Origin of the sequence: Paenarthrobacter sp., assembly GCF_031180005.1 — a bacterium.
Lineage (GTDB): Bacteria > Actinomycetota > Actinomycetes > Actinomycetales > Micrococcaceae > Arthrobacter.
In genome coordinates this window covers 22,863-38,200 of the sequence record NZ_JAPSHI010000013.1, presented here as the reverse complement: position 1 = coordinate 38,200, position 15,338 = coordinate 22,863, and the positions used below count along the sequence as shown (strand labels likewise).

Genomic DNA, 15,338 nt, shown 5'->3' with positions numbered 1-15,338 from the left:
GTTGAGGCATGCCCTTCAACAGTCTTGCGCCCCAGCTGTCCCGGCTGGGACCCGGGTTGGTCCTGAGCATCGCCGCAACGGGTCTTGCCTTCGCCATCCACACTGTCTTTCCGGCGCTTCCGGCCATGACACTTGCTGTTGCCTTGGGCCTGCTTTCAGCAAATATACCGGCCACGGCCGTGTTGACCGCGGGGCGCGCCCGACCCGGCCTGGACTTCGGTGGAAAGCACCTCATGCGTGCCGGAATCGTGCTTTTGGGCCTCAAGGTCAGCATCGGCGACGTCCTTGGCCTGGGGTGGTTATCCCTGCTCCTGATCGCCGGTGTTGTCCTGGTGAGCTTCGCAGGAACTTATGGACTGGCGCGTCTGCTGCGGCTCCCTGGAGAAGCTGCCCTCCTCATCGCCACGGGTTTCTCAATCTGCGGTGCCTCCGCGATTGGCGCAATGGCAGCTGTGCGCCGTATCAAGCATCAAGACACGGTGCTCCCCGTGGCGCTTGTGACACTGTGCGGCACCCTTGCAATCGGCGTCCTCCCACTTCTCATGCACCCGTTAAACCTCAATCCCGAACAATTCGGCGCATGGACCGGTGCCTCCGTGCATGACGTCGGCCAGGTGGTTGCCACGGCGCAAACCGCGGGTACCTCGGCGCTGGCGATCGCCGTCGTCGTGAAATTGACACGCGTGGTCCTGCTGGCGCCCGTTGCGGCAGCAGCCGGGGTGCACCAGCGTATTCGCCATGTCAGGGAACGCAGCAACGGGACGGGCGACGCAGCCAGCGGCGTTGAGGGGCGGTTCCCGCCGATTGTCCCGCTGTTCGTGATCGGCTTCCTGTCCATGGTGGTCGTCCGCTCCTTGGGTTGGGCGCCGGCGGCAGGGCTGGAGATCGCTGCTGCTCTTCAGGACATCCTTTTGGCAATTGCCCTGTTCGGGCTTGGTTCGGCGGTTCGCGTGCGCACCCTGATTCACACAGGAGGGCGCGCAATTCTGGTGGCGTTGGGTTCGTGGTTGCTCATAGCATCGCTGGGCTTGGGGGCCGCGTGGATCATGATTAGATAGCTGTGTGTCGAATCACAATCTGTCGCGCGATGAAGCCGCCACCCGTTCAGCCCTGATCACCACCCATAGCTACGACGTCACGCTTGATCTCCGCGACGCGGCAGATCCCGCCGTCGCCGGATATCCGAGCACGAGTACCATCACCTTCTCAGCCGCCCCCGGCTCCGCCACCTTCCTGGATTTCATCGGCGGCGGAGTCGAGTCAGTGCAGTTGAACGGGCAGTCTCTTGATGTTGGATCAGTGGTGGACCGGGACAGGATCATCCTGGAAGGCCTCAAGGCCGAAAACACCGTTACTGTGACCGGGACGGCGTTCTACAGCCGCTCCGGCGAAGGCATGCACCGCTTTGTGGATCCCGCCGACGGCGAATGCTACCTCTACACGCAGTATGAACCCGCGGACAGCCGTCGCGTCTTCGCCAATTTCGAACAGCCCGACCTCAAAGCTGAGTTTACTTTCCACGTCATCGCTCCCGCTGCTTGGGAAGTCGCATCCAACGGGGTGGAAGAGGCCCGCACGCCCATACCGGGTGATCCACGTGCCGCGCAATGGGATTTTGCCACCACCAAGCGAATGTCCACCTACATCACCACTGTGCTCGCGGGCCCTTACTTTAAAGCCGAAGATCACTGGGCAACAACGCTCGACGACGGCACCCGCCTTGACGTCCCGCTGGCACTTTTCTGCCGGGCCTCCTTGGCGGACTCCTTCGACGCCGACGAGTTGTTCCGGCTGACCAAGAATGGACTGGCATTCTTCAACGAGCTCTTCGCCTACCCCTACCCATGGGGCAAGTATGATCAGGCGTTTGTGCCCGAATACAACCTCGGCGCCATGGAAAACCCCGGGCTGGTGACGTTCACGGAAAAGTACGTCTACGCTTCGCGCGCCACAGATGCCCAGTACCAAGCCCGAGCCAATACGCTGATGCACGAGATGGCCCACATGTGGTTCGGTGACCTCGTGACCATGAACTGGTGGGATGATCTCTGGCTCAAGGAGTCATTCGCGGACTACATGGGAACCCTGGGTGTAGACCGGGCTACGGATTGGGACACTGCATGGGTGAATTTCGCCAGCAAGCGCAAAGCATGGGCTTATGTGCAGGACCAACTACCCACAACGCATCCGATCGTCGCGGACATTCCTGACCTCGAGGCCGCCAAGCAGAACTTTGACGGCATCACGTATGCCAAGGGCGCCTCGGTACTGAAGCAGTTGGTGGCCTATGTCGGTTTTGATGCTTTCATCAAGGGGTCCCGTCAGTACTTTCGGGATCATGAATTCGGTAACACGTCCCTCCAGGACCTCCTCCAGGCCCTTGGCGATGCCTCCGGCAGGGACTTGGCTGATTGGGCACACCAGTGGCTGCAGACATCCGGTATCTCCACCATTGCCGCTGAGATCGTGGAGGATGGCGGAGTCTTCGGGGCCGTGACCCTCCAACAAGAGGCCATCGATCCCCTGACCGGCCATCAGGAACTCCGTCCACATCGTATGCGGCTGGGCTTGTATGACGTCGACTCAGCCGGCGCCTTGGTAAGGACTGAAAGCATCGAGGTGGACGCTGACGGTCCACGTACGCTGGTAACCGCCTTGAATGGAAAGCGCCGGCCGGCGCTGCTCCTGGTCAACGATGACGACCTGAGCTACGTCAAAGTGCGGCTGGACCCCGAGTCGGAACACACTGTGCGGACATCCCTGGACAAGATTTCGGACCCCATGGCGCGCGCCTTATGCTGGACCGCGCTCTGGGATTCGGCCCGGGACGGAGTTACCCCAGCGGCCCGCTACGTTTCCGCCGTCGAGCAGTTCGCGCCTTCGGAAACGGGCATAGGTGTCCTGCTGAACGTGTTGGGCAACGCTGCCAGCGCCATCGAGCGCTATGTACCCTCGGCGACACGCGAAGGCGTGCGAAAAGATTTCCTGGCGGTGGCCGCTGAGCAGTTGATGTCTGCTGCTCCCGGCTCTGACCCGCAACTGGCATGGGCCAGGACTTTGGCCGACGTATCCAGGCACGGCGACAGCCAGCTAACCCTCGTGCGGGCAATCCTGGAGGGCACCACTGTGGTGGAGGGTCTGGCCGTGGACGCCGAATTGCGATGGAGCCTCTGGCAGGCGTTGGCGGCCCACGGGCAGGCGACACTGGCCGAGCTGGACCGCGAGCTTGAGGCTGATAAGACAGCGTCGGGCAGGGAGGGCCACGCCTTGGCCTCAGCAGCCCGACCGGACGCATCGGTCAAGGCGGCTGCGTGGGATTCCGCGGTCAACAGCACGGGCCTTTCCAATGAGATCCTCAGCGCAACGATAACTGGCTTCGTTACGGCTCCCCGAGACCTTCTGGAACGCTACGTTGAGCCCTACTTTGAGTGCCTTGAGCGTGTGTGGTCCGAACGCAGCATTGAAATTGCGGGCCGGATTGTCCGTGGCCTCTTCCCGGGAGCCCAGGACCTGCCGGAAGGCGTGCGGCCTACTGATCACCCGGTACTGGTGCGTGCTGACCATTGGCTCCGTAACCACGTTGACGCTCCCCGTGCCTTGCGCCGCATCGTCATCGAGCAACGGAGCCACTTGCTGCGGGCTTTGACAGCCCAAGCGGCCGTCTGACCGCACAGGACCTAGGGAACCCGGTTCAGCCATTCCTCAGTGCCGAACTTCGCGTCCACACGCCGCCTTGCTTCGTCGAGCTCGTTGTCGGCGAGTCGGGTTTCCACAGCACCGTAACGTTCTGTGAAGACATCCTGCATGGCCTTAAGGATTGCCGAGCGTGCAAGACCTGTCTGGCGCCGCAACGGATCCACCCGCTTCTTGGCACTCCGGGTTCCCTTGTCCGATAGTTTCTCCTTGCCGATGCGCAGGACGTCCACCATCTTGTCGGCGTCAATGTCGTAGCTCATGGTGACGTGATGGAGCATGCCGCCGTTGGCGAGCCGCTTCTGTGCTGCACCTCCGATCTTGCCCTGATCGGTGGCGATGTCATTCAAGGGCACGTAGAAGGCGGAGATGCCCAGCTTCTCAAGCGCAGCCATGACCCAGGCATCCAGGAAGGCGTAGGAGTCAGCGAAGCTGATTCCATCCACCAGCGTCTGCGGCAAGTACAGCGAATAGGTGATGCAGTTGCCGGCTTCCATGAACATGGCGCCGCCACCACTAATGCGGCGTACCACCGTGATTCCGTGCCTGGAAACGCCGTCGGGATCCACCTCGTTCCGTACCGACTGGAAGCTGCCAATGACAACGGACGGTTCTTCCCAGTCCCAGAACCGCAAAGTGGGATTACGCCGCCCTGCTCCTACTTCCTCCGTGAGGACCTCATCCAACGCCACGTTCACCTGCGTGGGCAATACAGAAGGTGGAATGACTTCCCACTGGTGGTCCGCCCAGCCCGTCGCCTTGGAAAGCGCGCGGCGGACTGTCACGGCCACCGCCTCGGCGGAGAACCCGAACAGGACGGCGTCCTCAGGCAATCCGGCGTTAACCGCCGCGGCAATTTCTGTCGCTGTTGAATTCTCCTGGAGGCCTGTAAGTGCTCGATTGATGTCCTCAAGGGCCTCATCGGGCTCCAGGAAAAAGTCACCGCTCAGCGATACCTTGGAGAAACGGCCATTGGCCACTTCCAGATCCACCACCACGAGTTTGCCGCCGGGGACTTTATATTCGCCGTGAAGGTGCGCGTCGTCGTCGTGGGTGTGCGGTTCCGGAGCCGGATGGGAAGTCATGGGGTCCATCTTGCCGGAAAACGCAAAGGCCCGCATTGCCGGAAAACCAGCAATACGGGCCTTGAAAAGCCATGGGGTGAAGTGAGTTACTTCTTGCCGCCGAAGCCCTTGAAGCGAGCGTTGAAGCGCTCGACGCGGCCAGCGGAGTCCATGATGCGCTGCTTGCCCGTGTAGAACGGGTGGGACTCCGAAGAGATTTCGACGTCGATAACCGGGTAGGTGTTTCCGTCTTCCCACTCGATGGTCTTCGAGGAAGACACGGTGGACTTGGTCAGGAACTGCGTACCGGAAGCCAGGTCGTTGAAAACAACAGCTTCGTACTTCGGGTGGATATCAGACTTCATAATGGGACCTTTTGTTCGCGCAACTGGATTTTGCCAGCTGCCAGGTATGAATGGAGGTGGACCTTTGCTGCAATGCGAACATTCCAGCGGCCGGGCCAACAACCAATCATAGCGGAAACGGGTTGCCCGGACTAACCGGGCTCAGTCTCGCGGGCGGAGTTCCCAGAACGCCACTGCCGAGGCTGCTGCGACGTTGAGTGAGTCGACGCCCGGACGCATGGGAATCTTGACGGCGAGATCGACGGCGGCCAACGTCTCCTCGCTCATGCCCGCCCCTTCGGTGCCAAGCACCAGAGCCAGTTTGGGGAAGTTCCTTGCCGCCAAATCGTCCAAGTCCAAGGCATCATCGGTCAGCTCCATGGCCGCCACTGTGAAGCCCTGTTCCTTCAGTTGCTCCAGATCACCCGGCCAGCTCTCCAGACGCGCCCATGGAACCTGGAACACCGTGCCCATGCTGACGCGAACACTGCGCCTGTACAGAGGGTCCCCGCACCGTGGCGACACGAGGACCGCATCCACTCCAAGCGCAGCGGCAGAGCGGAAGATGGCACCCACGTTGGTGTGGTCCACGATGTCCTCCAGGACGGCGATCCGCTGCGCGTTGGCCAAGAGGTCCGACAACGGGACGGGAGCCGGCCGGTGCATTGCAGCCATGGCTCCGCGGTGCAGGTGGAACCCGGTGATTTCTTCCAGCAAGGAGGCCTTGCCGATGAAGACCGGAATATCAGGATGAGCCCGGAAGACGTCGTCGAGGTCCTCCAGCCACTTCTCAGCAAGGAAGAAGGAACGTGGCTGGTGGCCTGCACCGAGTGCCCTGCGGAGGACTTTGGAAGATTCGGCGATGTACATGCCTTCCCGGGGCTCGCGCAGCTTCCTCAGGTGTACATCGGTGAGCGTGGTGTAGTCCGTCACTCGGGGATCGTTGGCGGACTCAAGATAATGGAATGTCACCGGGTGATTATTTCAGCAGGTTGGCGACCATGAAGCCCAAGGCCACGATGCCGAGGGTGAAGATCACTGCCCGGAGGACCTTGGGAGACAGCTTCCGGCCTACCTTGGAACCGACGAGTCCGCCAATGGTTGAGCTGATTGCGATGAGCAGGACAACCAGCCAATTAATGCGGTCAAAGGCGAAGATCAGATATGAAATTGCCGCCACCATGTTGACGCCCAGTACCAGGATGTTCTTCATGGCATTGGCGTTTTGCATGGTTCCGGTGAGGAACACTCCGAGGATGCCCACCAGGAGAATGCCCTGCGCAGCAACGAAATAGCCGCCGTACACGCCAGCCAGATAAACGAGGACCACCAGGAGGAATCCGTGGCTGCGGTCCCGGATGGCGTGTTCCGGATTCTCTTCCCTGCTGCGGACCCATGCCTGCAGTTTGGGCTGGAACAGCACCATGAGGAGGGCAAGGACCAGAAGGACGGGTGCTACGTAGTGGAAGACCTTATCCGGCAGGTGCAGCAGCAGCCACGCGCCGGTGATTCCCCCCAGCAAGGAGGCTGGCAGTAGTTTCATCAGCTGCCTGCCACGGCCTGCCAGTTCGCGTCGGTAGCCCCAGGCTCCCGCTGCCGTGCCGGCCACGAGTCCCATCGCGTTGCTCATGGAAGCGACCACCGGAGTGACACCAAGGGCTATGAGCACGGGGAAGGTTACCAGGGTGCCGGAACCGACTACCGCGTTGATGGTGCCGGCCCACAGGCCCGCGAAAAAGACCAGGATGCTGCTAAGGATCTCCATTGTTGACTACGCGACCCGTCTAGCGGCGGGCCGTGGCCGTGTAGCGGCCGGCGTTTTCCGAAACGTCCAGCGCCAGGCCGAAGGTTTTGCTGAGGTGTTCGTCCGTAAGGACTTCCTTGATGGGACCAGCAGCCACCACTCCGCCTTCGCGGAGCAGCATGGCGTGCGTGAATCCAGGCGGTACTTCTTCAAGGTGATGAGTGACAAGGACCATCGCCGGAGCGGCTTCGTCGCTGGCGAGTTCACCGAGCTTATGGACCAGTTCTTCCCGCCCGCCGAGGTCGAGGCCTGCGGCGGGCTCGTCCAGCAGCAGCAGTTCGGGGTCGGTCATCAGCGCGCGGGCAATTTGGACGCGCTTGCGTTCGCCCTCGGACAGGGTGGCAAAGGTGCGGTTCAACAAGGGACCCATCCCCCAGTCGTTGAGCAAGCCGAAGGCACGGCGTTCGTCGTCGCGTTCGTATCCTTCACGCCAGCGTCCGGTGACGCCGTAGGCTGCCGTGACCACAACGTTCAGGACGTTCTCGTGTTCGGGAATCTGGATGGCGAGTGCTGCCGAAGAAAGGCCGATGCGGGGACGGAGTTCAAAGACATCGACGCGCCCCAAGGTTTCGTCGAGGATCCCGGCCCTGCCGCTGCTCGGGTGCATGCGGGCGGCAGCTATCTGGAGGAGGGTGGTCTTGCCGGCGCCGTTAGGTCCCAGGATGACCCAGCGTTCGCCTTCGTTGACTTCCCAGTCGACCTTGTCCAACAGGGTCTTCTTGCCTCGGACAACGCTGACGGAAGCCAATTCCAGAACATCACTCATAGCAGTAGACACTAGGACAAAAATAGCTGTGACTGATAACCGGACATTCTGCTCGTTTACGAGGGGAAACGAATTCGGATGCACGTAGCACCCCTCAGTAGGATTGAGGCCATGACTTCGAACTTGGCTGCAGTCAGCTACGGCGTGAATTTGTCCCCCGAATCACTGGAAAATGTGCTCAAGGTACTGGCTGACGCCGGCGCCTCAGTGTCATCGGAATCACAGCGCGGCGACGAGCGCTTCGGTGTGCACACGGCCGATCTTATGGTGGACGCCGACACGGAAGCGGGCCTTTTGACAGTGAGGCGGCTGGTTGCAGAAGCTGCCGAGGCCGGGGTGGACACGGCCATTGTTCCCGGAAGCCTGCGCCAAGCCGCCCGGAAGTTCCTGATCATGGACGTGGATTCAACCCTGATCCAGCAGGAGGTCATTGAGCTGCTGGCAGCTCATGCAGGCAAACGCGAGGAAGTCGCTGCGGTCACAGAGGCGGCCATGCGCGGTGAGTTGGACTTCGCCCAGAGCCTGCATGCCCGCGTGGCCGTCCTGGCCGGACTGCCTGCCGCCGTCGTTGATGCCGTTCGCGAGGAGGTGCGCCTTAGCCTTGGTGCGGCGGAACTGGTAGCCGCGTTCAAAGAGGCAGGGCATGTGGTGGCTGTTGTATCCGGAGGATTCAACCAAATCCTGGCGCCTATCGCTGAAGAACTTGGTTTGGACTATTGGATTGCCAACGAGCTCGAGATCGTCGACGGCGTGTTGACCGGCAAGGTTCTCGGCGCAGTTATCGATCGGGCTGCCAAAGAGAAGTACTTGCGTGAGTGGGCGGCCGCCGAAGGCATCAGTCTTGAGCACACCATAGCGGTGGGCGACGGCGCCAACGACCTGGACATGCTGAGTGCGGCCGGCCTCGGCGTCGCCTTCAACGCCAAACCAGCAGTGCGCGCAGTGGCCGACGCTGTCATCACCATGCCGTATCTTGACGCAGTGCGGCATATCGCCAACGTCTGAAGGCTGGGCGTCGCATGTGCGACGCCGTTTCGCGTTACCCTAACCCGGCACCGGTGGAGTTTCTCCACCGGTGTTATTGTTTGCCCGGAGACGAAGCAATCGAAGTGAAACAGCCAAACGAATTTCGTGACGCAGAAGAGTCATTAATTTATCAAACTGTCATTATCCTTCGTAATGAAAACTACTTTCCGATAATTACGTAAATGGTGTGCTTTCGAGCAGAAGTTGTTGTGTAAAGTGAAGACTTCCAACAATATCTCCGCATAGCAGGCGGCAGTCCGGAACGAGGGAAGTGCGGGGACAGGAAGTGAACCGTTCGGAGCGCACGTGGAAATGGTGGAAACGCAGCTACGCATTCGACTCAAAAGAATCTAATGAGGAAATACTGGACGAGCGTCCAACACCCCTCCACGAGATTCTTCATATGAATCACTTCGACGTTCACATAGCCCGAACTGCCAACTTCACGGACACTGCCAATGACACAACAGAACAGGAACAACACGATATGAGCACACTTGATGAAGCCATAAAGCAACTGCTGGCCATTGAAGGAGCCACAGGTGCGGCCGTGGTGGACTATTCCAGTGGAATGGCATTGGCCCAAGGCGGAAGCCCAGGCTTCGACCTCGGCGTTGCTGCTGCGGGTAACTCAAATGTGGTTAGCGCCAAACTGCGTACTATGGCTGAGCTCAGCGTTGACGGCGACATTGAAGACATCCTTATCACGCTCGGGACCCAATACCACCTCATCAACGTCCTGAATTCAAGCGCTTCCAGGGGCCTCTTCGTCTACCTTGTACTCGATCGCACGTACGCGAACCTGGCGTTGGCCCGGCACAAGCTCAAGAACCTTGCCAAGGACATCACCATCTGATTTCCCAAGCGAAAGCCTAGGGGACGGTAGCGCACTCGCTACCGTCCCCTTCTCTTTCTTGCAAGCGGAATCGTTCTTTCGTAGAAGAAAAAAACAGCGTCAATTCCTGACGCGGCGTGCCTCACCGCCACCGGATTCAAACTTCACACCCAACATGTGGTGTACCAAAACGTCCTCATTGGTATTGGCGTTGGCCTCGATGGTCACCAGCTCGCCGTCGCGCATCACGCCGACCCTGTGGCACCAGTTGATCAGTTCGGACAAGTCAGAAGACAACAGGATGATAGCCATACCTGTGTCGCTGAGCTCGCTCAGCATCTTGTACACCGTCTCTTTGGCGCCAATGTCAATACCACGGCTGGGATGGCTGAGGATCAGCACGTCGCAGTCTGTGGCCATCCATTTGGCGAGTTGTACTTTTTGCCTGTCCCCGCCCGAGAGGGTGGTGATGTTGCCGTGGATGTTCGTCGTGCTGATGCGCATGCGTCGAATGACGTCAGTTACCCCACGGAGCTGGGAGATCTCATCCCGTAGATTGGCCTCGCCCGCTTTTGGAGCAGGCTGAATGCCGTCCACAATGCTGCCCGTCTCCTCACTATTGTCGACTGCATCGGACAAGTAACCGATTTTCAAGCGGGCAGCATCCTGGACCCCTTGGATCTGTACCGGTTGACCGTTCAAAAGGATATGCCCGGAGGTGCTGGGGCGAACTCCTGCAAGCGCTTCGACCAATTCGTAAACGCCTGACCGATGTGTTCCAACCAAGCCAAAAATCTCGCCCTTGGACACATCGAAGGTGACCTCCCGGACTTTGTCTTCCATGCTGAGGTTCACTACCCGCAAGGCCTCTTCACCCGCTGCCGGGTCGGTGGGCCTGGCGCCACCTTCGAGTTCCTGCTGAAGCAACAGGAAGGCCAATTCGTCGACGTCGGTATGACTGGCTTCAAGTATTTTGTGCACCCGGCCTTCCCTGAGGACCGCTATGCGGTGCGCAATGGACCGCACTTCATCCAGGCGATGGGTGATGTAAATGATTGCCCGTCCTTGCCTGACCAGCATGCGTAACACCTGATGCAGAACAGCAACGTCGTGGTCCGGGAGTGAAGCGGCAACCTCATCCATGATGACCAACTGGGCCTCTTCGGCAACCATCCTCAGCACTTCCACAAGGGCCTGCTCAGCACGAATCAGCGTTCCGACCTTCATGTCGGGATCCAAATTGATGCCAATATCACGGATCAACTTGCTTGCCTGATCGCGGAGTTCGTGATGGGGCTTGCCTGCTTGGAAGGTACCCCGAAAAATGGCGCATGCAATGGTTAGTTGAGGATCGATGAGAAAGTTCTGTGGGATGAGCCCGACCCCGCAGGCCTGTGCTTCCTCGATGGAGTCCGGCCCATATTTTTCTCCGGCCAGGGTCATCATTCCGGCGTCGTGCCTATGGGATCCGGCGAGTACGCCCATCAAAGTGGTTTTTCCCGCACCGTTGGTGCCGATCAACCCCAGTATCTCGCCACGTTGCACTTGAAGCCCGACGCCTTTAAGGATGCGCCGATGATCGTACGAGGCATGAATATCATCAGCGTGCAATAACAGGTCCAAAGAAAGCTCCTATAACAAAGGGACAATAGTCGTCCCTGTGAGTTGACCGCGAAGCTTCCACCTGTTGCCTGAGTGGGTGATTGGCATAAAGTCCCCATCGCGGGTTTATGCGGCCTGCTTGCAAACAAGGACGAGGGCGCCTTGGAGAGTCAATCAGATGAATCCATTTAAAGCAAAGCAAAAGTTACGAAACACAATTCTCTATTTCGTGACGCGAGAACCTGAATAATTTTCTGGAACTGTTTATCTGTTGAAGTAGTGGCTGGTTAAGCAGCAGCGGCCCGGGACGCTGGTCCCGGGCCGCTGCTGCTTCGGTATGCTGGCTACTCGCCAGTCTTGCCGAAGTAGTCTGCCCCACCTACGTATTCGGTATGACCGGATTCCACATCTGCGGTCACCATCTTTGCAACCTCGGCGGCGAACTCCTCCACGGAGTACAGCTTGCCGGCTTCCGCGCGACGGGCTTCGATGGCTCCCGGATTGGAGCGATCCAGCAAGGTGGCCGTCACGGTGCCCTCGATCATGTCGCCGGATACGACCACCAATGAGATGCCCTTGTCTGCAAGGTTGGGCAGGAGGGCGCGCAGGGCGTCCTCACCGGCGCGCTTGCTCTTTGCTACGGGCTCGTACTCGGGCATGGTGGGCACGGTTTCCACAAAGTGTGCCTGATGGCTGGTCACGAAAACCACGCGCGAGCCCTCGGGCATGAGCGGAACGGCTGCGTTGAGCATATTGACCTGGGCATCGCGGTTCAGCTTGAGTGCGTACCCCTCCTCCATGCCCGATTCCATTCCACCGGAGGCGTTAAGTACCAGCACGTCGAGGGAGCCAAACTCCTCCATGGCCGTGCTTGCCAGTGCGTGCACTCCTTCGTCAGTTGTGAGGTCAGCCCCGACAGCAGCTGCGCGTCCGCCTGCTGCCTGGATCTCAGTCACTACCTTGTTGGCACGCGGCGCCTTCTGACGGTAGTTGACGACGACGGCGGCACCCTCACTTGCGAGGATCTTGGCAACTTCGGCGCCGATTCCCCTGGAAGATCCCGTGACGATGGCGGTTTTGTTATCCAGCGTTCCCATTCATGCTCCTTTTGTTCACTTCATCCAAATTCCGTGGGCTCGGGTTCCATCATGCCAGCGGGACGAAGGAAATCCGTTGTTGGCCCCGGACAAAAACAGCCGCGCAGACTAGTTGCCTAGTGGCCCATCCCGAGGCCGCCATCAACCGGGATCACGGCGCCGGAGATATACGCGGCTTCGTCGCTGGCAACCCAGCGCACCACGTTGGCTACTTCGGATGCTTCGGCGAAGCGTCCCGCCGGAACATTGGCCAAGTATGACTTCTGGGTGTCTTCGGGCAATTCGGCCGTCATGTCGGTGTTGATGAAGCCGGGCGCAACAACGTTCGCGGTGATGCCGCGGCTGCCGAGTTCGCGGGTCAGGGAGCGTGCGATGCCCACCATGCCGGCCTTGGAGGCGGAGTAGTTGATCTGGCCAGGCGCACCGTAGAGGCCCGACACCGAGGAAATGAGTACAACGCGGCCCTTCCGCAGGCGGATCATGCCCTTGGAGGCCCTCTTGATGACACGGAAGGCCCCAGTCAGGTTGGTGTCCAGAACTGACGTGAAGTCATCCTCGCTCATCCGCAGAAGCAGCGTGTCCTTGGTGATTCCCGCGTTGGCTACCAGCACCTCCACAGGCCCTTGCGCCTCTTCGACGATCTTAAAGGCAGCATCGATTGATGCCTCGTCCGTGACGTCGGCCTTGACGCCCAGGATGCCCTCGGGCAGCTGTGTTTCACTGCGGTAGGTGACGGCCACCTTGTCACCGTTGGCAAGGAACGATTCGGCGATGGCAAGGCCAATGCCCCGGTTGCCGCCGGTGATGAGGACGCTGCGGCCGGTGGATACTGCTTCAGACATGCTTTCGCTCCAGGTTCCGCGGCATTCGTTTGCCGCTGTGAAGAGGGGATTTCCTGCTTCGATCCTATCCGCAGCCCGCCGCAACCCGCGGGTAACCGGCCGCCAGCACGGTTTGGGCGGGTACAGCCTTGGTGAGAGAATTGAGAGAGGCCTTTGGAGCGTGATGATTCAGTTGTGACACGAGAAGACAGTCCCCTGCAGCAAGTGCCCGGGGAACCGGACGCTGTTTCGAGCGACCCCGAAGTCCACAGCATCACAGATGCCGCTGCCGCGCACTCCGAAGACATGCGTGACCGGATGATCAAGTATGCGGTGGCCATGGGTATCCGCATGGTCTGCATCATCCTGATTTTCGTGGTTGACGGCTGGTTCAAGATTATTGCCATCGCCGGCGCGGTGTTCCTGCCGTGGATCGCTGTGATCATTGCCAATGGCAACGACAAAGCAGAGGACCACAGTGAGTCCCTGCTGGACTACGTGGCCGTTCCTGAGATCGAACGTTCCCCGGGGCCGGAAGAAGCGCCTGCGGACGCGCCAACAGTGCTTCAAGGCGAACTGGTGGATGACGAACCACCAAGTAAACAAGCGGGCCCTGCAACGGGCCACGCAAGCGAGGCCGGGCATCCCGGCGACGAACGGGCGGCTTCATGAATATCTTTAACATTGGCGGTCAGGGTGCGGCCAGCCAGGAATCCGAACGTGCCACGGGTCCGGCTTTGTGCTCCCGTAAAGGCTGCAGGGCTGGAGCCCGGTGGCAACTCCTGTGGAACAATCCGCGCATCCACACACCGGATCGCCGCAAGGTGTGGCTAGCGTGCGGAGACCACCGGGACTGGCTGGAGGACTATCTGCAGACGCGTGGCCTTTGGAAAGAAACTGTGCCGTTCAAAGCCAGTGAAGAAACAGCAAATGAGGCCGGCTGAATGTATCGTTTCCTCTTCTCCAGCAAGTGGCTGGGATACTTCGTGCTGGCTGTTATCTTCGCCACGGCCTGTGTTTTCCTGGGCCGCTGGCAGATGGATCGCAGAGCTGAGACGCTGGCGGAAATTAACCGTGTAGTGAACAACTATTCGGCCACCCCCATCCCCTACTCGGAGATCAAAGACCAGTTCGACTCCCTGGAGCCCGAGCGGGAATGGACCCAGGTTGAATTGCGTGGGAGCTACGACGTCGATGGTCAGAGGGTGGTGCGCAACCGACCGCTGAACGGCCAGCCCGGCTACGACGTCGTGGTTCCTTTCCGGCTGACTACAGGCGAAGCGGTGGTGATTGATCGGGGTTGGCTGCCGATCGGCAACAATACCCCGGGCCGTCCTGACGTCATCCCTGCTCCTCCTACCGGCGAGGTCACGGTGGTGGCGCGGCTTAAGCCCGCCGAACCCAAGCTGGACCGGGGCGCGGTGGATGGTCAGTTGGCCTCCATTGACCTCGCCGGATTTGCCGGTGAACTTCCTTATCCCATCGCCATCGGGGCGTACGGGCAACTGGCCAGCGAAGATCCCGCCGTGCAGCCGATGCCAACTCCCTTCCCCAAACCTGCCACCGAAGAAGGAACACACCTTTCCTACTCTTTGCAGTGGTTCGCCTTTGGCGTCTTGATGTTTATCGGGTTCGGATATGCAGCGCGACAACAGGCCCGGAATGCGGCCATCGATGCTGAAGAGGAAGAGGACGAACGAATCCTCGCCGCCGGTGGCATGCCCAGGCAGCGCACGCCTGTTCCCCGTAAAAACAGGCGGCCCACGGCCGAAGAAGAGGAAGACGCCATCCTGGATGCCCAAGGCTACTGATTCGATCCCACGTGCCGTGCTCAATCTTAAGTCTGCGCTGACCACCTCAGGCGCTCAGGACACGGTTCAAACTTTCGAGGACAAGGTCCCGACGGCGGCCGCCGCTGCCTTGGTCCTGGGATGCGAAGTGGCCGCTATCACCAACAGCTTGATCTTCGAGCTCAACGGCGCACCTTTGCTCATCCTCGCCAGCGGTGCGGCGAAAGTAGACACTGCGCTGGTTGCTTCGCACCTGGGCAGCGGAAAGATCCGCAGGGCCACGCCGGACTTCGTGCTGGAACATACAGGCCAGGAAGTAGGAGGAGTCGCGCCAGTGGGGCATCCCCGGAAGATCAGGACACTTCTGGACGTCTCACTCCAAGCGCATCCGGTCCTCTGGGCCGGCGCCGGCGACCACAATTCCATGTTCTCCATCAGCTACGAAGAACTGGCACGCATCACCGCGGCGGAACCCCTGGAGGTCCGCTAGGCGAAG

At 60.1% G+C, this 15,338-nt stretch carries 16 protein-coding genes; 8 read left to right on the top strand and 8 right to left on the bottom strand.

Translation table 11 applies throughout. The features are described 5' to 3' along the window. Positions 1-8: 8 nt before the first annotated feature. Both RIF72_RS11275 and pepN read left to right on the top strand, forming a co-directional pair. On the top strand, positions 9-1,058 hold the full coding sequence (locus RIF72_RS11275) for a putative sulfate exporter family transporter (RefSeq protein WP_309074948.1): 1,050 nt from the start codon (positions 9-11) through the stop codon (positions 1,056-1,058). A gap of 4 nt (positions 1,059-1,062) precedes the next feature. Continuing rightward, positions 1,063-3,666 carry an aminopeptidase N gene (gene pepN / locus RIF72_RS11270; RefSeq protein ID WP_309074946.1) on the top strand — a complete coding sequence of 868 codons (2,604 nt, stop codon included), beginning with the start codon at positions 1,063-1,065 and terminating at the stop codon, positions 3,664-3,666. 11 nt (positions 3,667-3,677) lie between these two features. Here the strand turns inward: pepN and RIF72_RS11265 are convergent, their stop codons facing one another. From RIF72_RS11265 to RIF72_RS11245, 5 genes are all read right to left on the bottom strand, one after another. Then, positions 3,678-4,778: a biotin/lipoate A/B protein ligase family protein gene (locus RIF72_RS11265; RefSeq protein WP_309074945.1), complete on the bottom strand. Its 1,101-nt coding sequence runs from the start codon at positions 4,776-4,778 to the stop codon at positions 3,678-3,680. A gap of 86 nt (positions 4,779-4,864) precedes the next feature. Then, positions 4,865-5,122, bottom strand: coding sequence for a type B 50S ribosomal protein L31 (locus RIF72_RS11260; protein ID WP_017200906.1), 258 nt, complete (start codon positions 5,120-5,122; stop codon positions 4,865-4,867). 141 nt (positions 5,123-5,263) lie between these two features. Continuing rightward, positions 5,264-6,073, bottom strand: coding sequence for an RNA methyltransferase (locus RIF72_RS11255; RefSeq protein ID WP_309074937.1), 810 nt, complete (start codon positions 6,071-6,073; stop codon positions 5,264-5,266). Between the two features lie 7 nt (positions 6,074-6,080). Further along, positions 6,081-6,866 carry a sulfite exporter TauE/SafE family protein gene (locus RIF72_RS11250; protein ID WP_309074936.1) on the bottom strand — a complete coding sequence of 262 codons (786 nt, stop codon included), beginning with the start codon at positions 6,864-6,866 and terminating at the stop codon, positions 6,081-6,083. Between the two features lie 19 nt (positions 6,867-6,885). Then, positions 6,886-7,671 (bottom strand): ABC transporter ATP-binding protein, encoded by a 786-nt coding sequence (locus RIF72_RS11245; protein WP_309074934.1) that lies wholly within the window; start codon positions 7,669-7,671, stop codon positions 6,886-6,888. A gap of 111 nt (positions 7,672-7,782) precedes the next feature. Between RIF72_RS11245 and serB the strand changes: the two genes are divergently transcribed. Continuing rightward, a complete protein-coding gene (serB, locus tag RIF72_RS11240) occupies positions 7,783-8,676 on the top strand; it encodes a phosphoserine phosphatase SerB (protein WP_309074933.1) in 894 nt (297 codons plus the stop codon). A gap of 508 nt (positions 8,677-9,184) precedes the next feature. Next, positions 9,185-9,553, top strand: coding sequence for a hypothetical protein (locus RIF72_RS11235; protein ID WP_309074932.1), 369 nt, complete (start codon positions 9,185-9,187; stop codon positions 9,551-9,553). A gap of 99 nt (positions 9,554-9,652) precedes the next feature. On the opposite strand, the gene RIF72_RS11230 is transcribed toward RIF72_RS11235, so the two are convergent. The 3 genes from RIF72_RS11230 to fabG all read right to left on the bottom strand — a co-directional run bounded on the left by RIF72_RS11230 (position 9,653) and on the right by fabG (position 13,073). Next, positions 9,653-11,155 (bottom strand): sugar ABC transporter ATP-binding protein, encoded by a 1,503-nt coding sequence (locus RIF72_RS11230; protein ID WP_309074931.1) that lies wholly within the window; start codon positions 11,153-11,155, stop codon positions 9,653-9,655. A 323-nt stretch (positions 11,156-11,478) separates the two neighbouring features. Beyond that, positions 11,479-12,231 carry an SDR family oxidoreductase gene (locus RIF72_RS11225; protein WP_309074929.1) on the bottom strand — a complete coding sequence of 251 codons (753 nt, stop codon included), beginning with the start codon at positions 12,229-12,231 and terminating at the stop codon, positions 11,479-11,481. Positions 12,232-12,347: 116 nt separating this feature from the next. Further along, positions 12,348-13,073 carry a 3-oxoacyl-ACP reductase FabG gene (gene fabG / locus RIF72_RS11220; protein WP_309074927.1) on the bottom strand — a complete coding sequence of 242 codons (726 nt, stop codon included), beginning with the start codon at positions 13,071-13,073 and terminating at the stop codon, positions 12,348-12,350. Positions 13,074-13,226: 153 nt separating this feature from the next. Here fabG and RIF72_RS11215 point away from each other — a divergent pair, with 153 nt between their 5' ends. The 4 genes from RIF72_RS11215 to RIF72_RS11200 are packed head-to-tail and all read left to right on the top strand — an operon-like array spanning position 13,227 to position 15,332. Next, positions 13,227-13,724, top strand: coding sequence for a DUF3099 domain-containing protein (locus tag RIF72_RS11215; RefSeq protein ID WP_309074926.1), 498 nt, complete (start codon positions 13,227-13,229; stop codon positions 13,722-13,724). Continuing rightward, complete coding sequence (locus RIF72_RS11210; protein ID WP_309074924.1) at positions 13,721-13,996, top strand: hypothetical protein; 276 nt, start codon at positions 13,721-13,723, stop codon at positions 13,994-13,996. The genes RIF72_RS11215 and RIF72_RS11210 overlap by 4 nt, the downstream gene beginning before the upstream one ends. Further along, entirely contained in the window at positions 13,997-14,863 is an 867-nt protein-coding gene (locus tag RIF72_RS11205) for an SURF1 family protein (RefSeq protein ID WP_309074922.1), read from the top strand. It begins immediately after the preceding gene. Next, complete coding sequence (locus tag RIF72_RS11200; RefSeq protein ID WP_309074920.1) at positions 14,847-15,332, top strand: YbaK/EbsC family protein; 486 nt, start codon at positions 14,847-14,849, stop codon at positions 15,330-15,332. The genes RIF72_RS11205 and RIF72_RS11200 overlap by 17 nt, the downstream gene beginning before the upstream one ends. Positions 15,333-15,338 lie beyond the last annotated feature (6 nt).

Excerpts from the sequence above, each read along its gene's own strand:
- RIF72_RS11235 (WP_309074932.1), top strand. The coding sequence starts at position 9,185 with ATGAGCACACTTGATGAAGCCATAAAGCAACTGCTGGCCATTGAAGGA.
- RIF72_RS11250 (WP_309074936.1), bottom strand. The coding sequence starts at position 6,866 with ATGGAGATCCTTAGCAGCATCCTGGTCTTTTTCGCGGGCCTGTGGGCC.
- RIF72_RS11260 (WP_017200906.1), bottom strand. The coding sequence starts at position 5,122 with ATGAAGTCTGATATCCACCCGAAGTACGAAGCTGTTGTTTTCAACGAC.
- RIF72_RS11210 (WP_309074924.1), top strand. The coding sequence starts at position 13,721 with ATGAATATCTTTAACATTGGCGGTCAGGGTGCGGCCAGCCAGGAATCC.
- RIF72_RS11200 (WP_309074920.1), top strand. The coding sequence starts at position 14,847 with ATGCCCAAGGCTACTGATTCGATCCCACGTGCCGTGCTCAATCTTAAG.
- RIF72_RS11225 (WP_309074929.1), bottom strand. The coding sequence starts at position 12,231 with ATGGGAACGCTGGATAACAAAACCGCCATCGTCACGGGATCTTCCAGG.
- RIF72_RS11245 (WP_309074934.1), bottom strand. The coding sequence starts at position 7,671 with ATGAGTGATGTTCTGGAATTGGCTTCCGTCAGCGTTGTCCGAGGCAAG.
- RIF72_RS11265 (WP_309074945.1), bottom strand. The coding sequence starts at position 4,778 with ATGACTTCCCATCCGGCTCCGGAACCGCACACCCACGACGACGACGCG.
- fabG (WP_309074927.1), bottom strand. The coding sequence starts at position 13,073 with ATGTCTGAAGCAGTATCCACCGGCCGCAGCGTCCTCATCACCGGCGGC.
- RIF72_RS11275 (WP_309074948.1), top strand. The coding sequence starts at position 9 with ATGCCCTTCAACAGTCTTGCGCCCCAGCTGTCCCGGCTGGGACCCGGG.
- serB (WP_309074933.1), top strand. The coding sequence starts at position 7,783 with ATGACTTCGAACTTGGCTGCAGTCAGCTACGGCGTGAATTTGTCCCCC.
- RIF72_RS11205 (WP_309074922.1), top strand. The coding sequence starts at position 13,997 with ATGTATCGTTTCCTCTTCTCCAGCAAGTGGCTGGGATACTTCGTGCTG.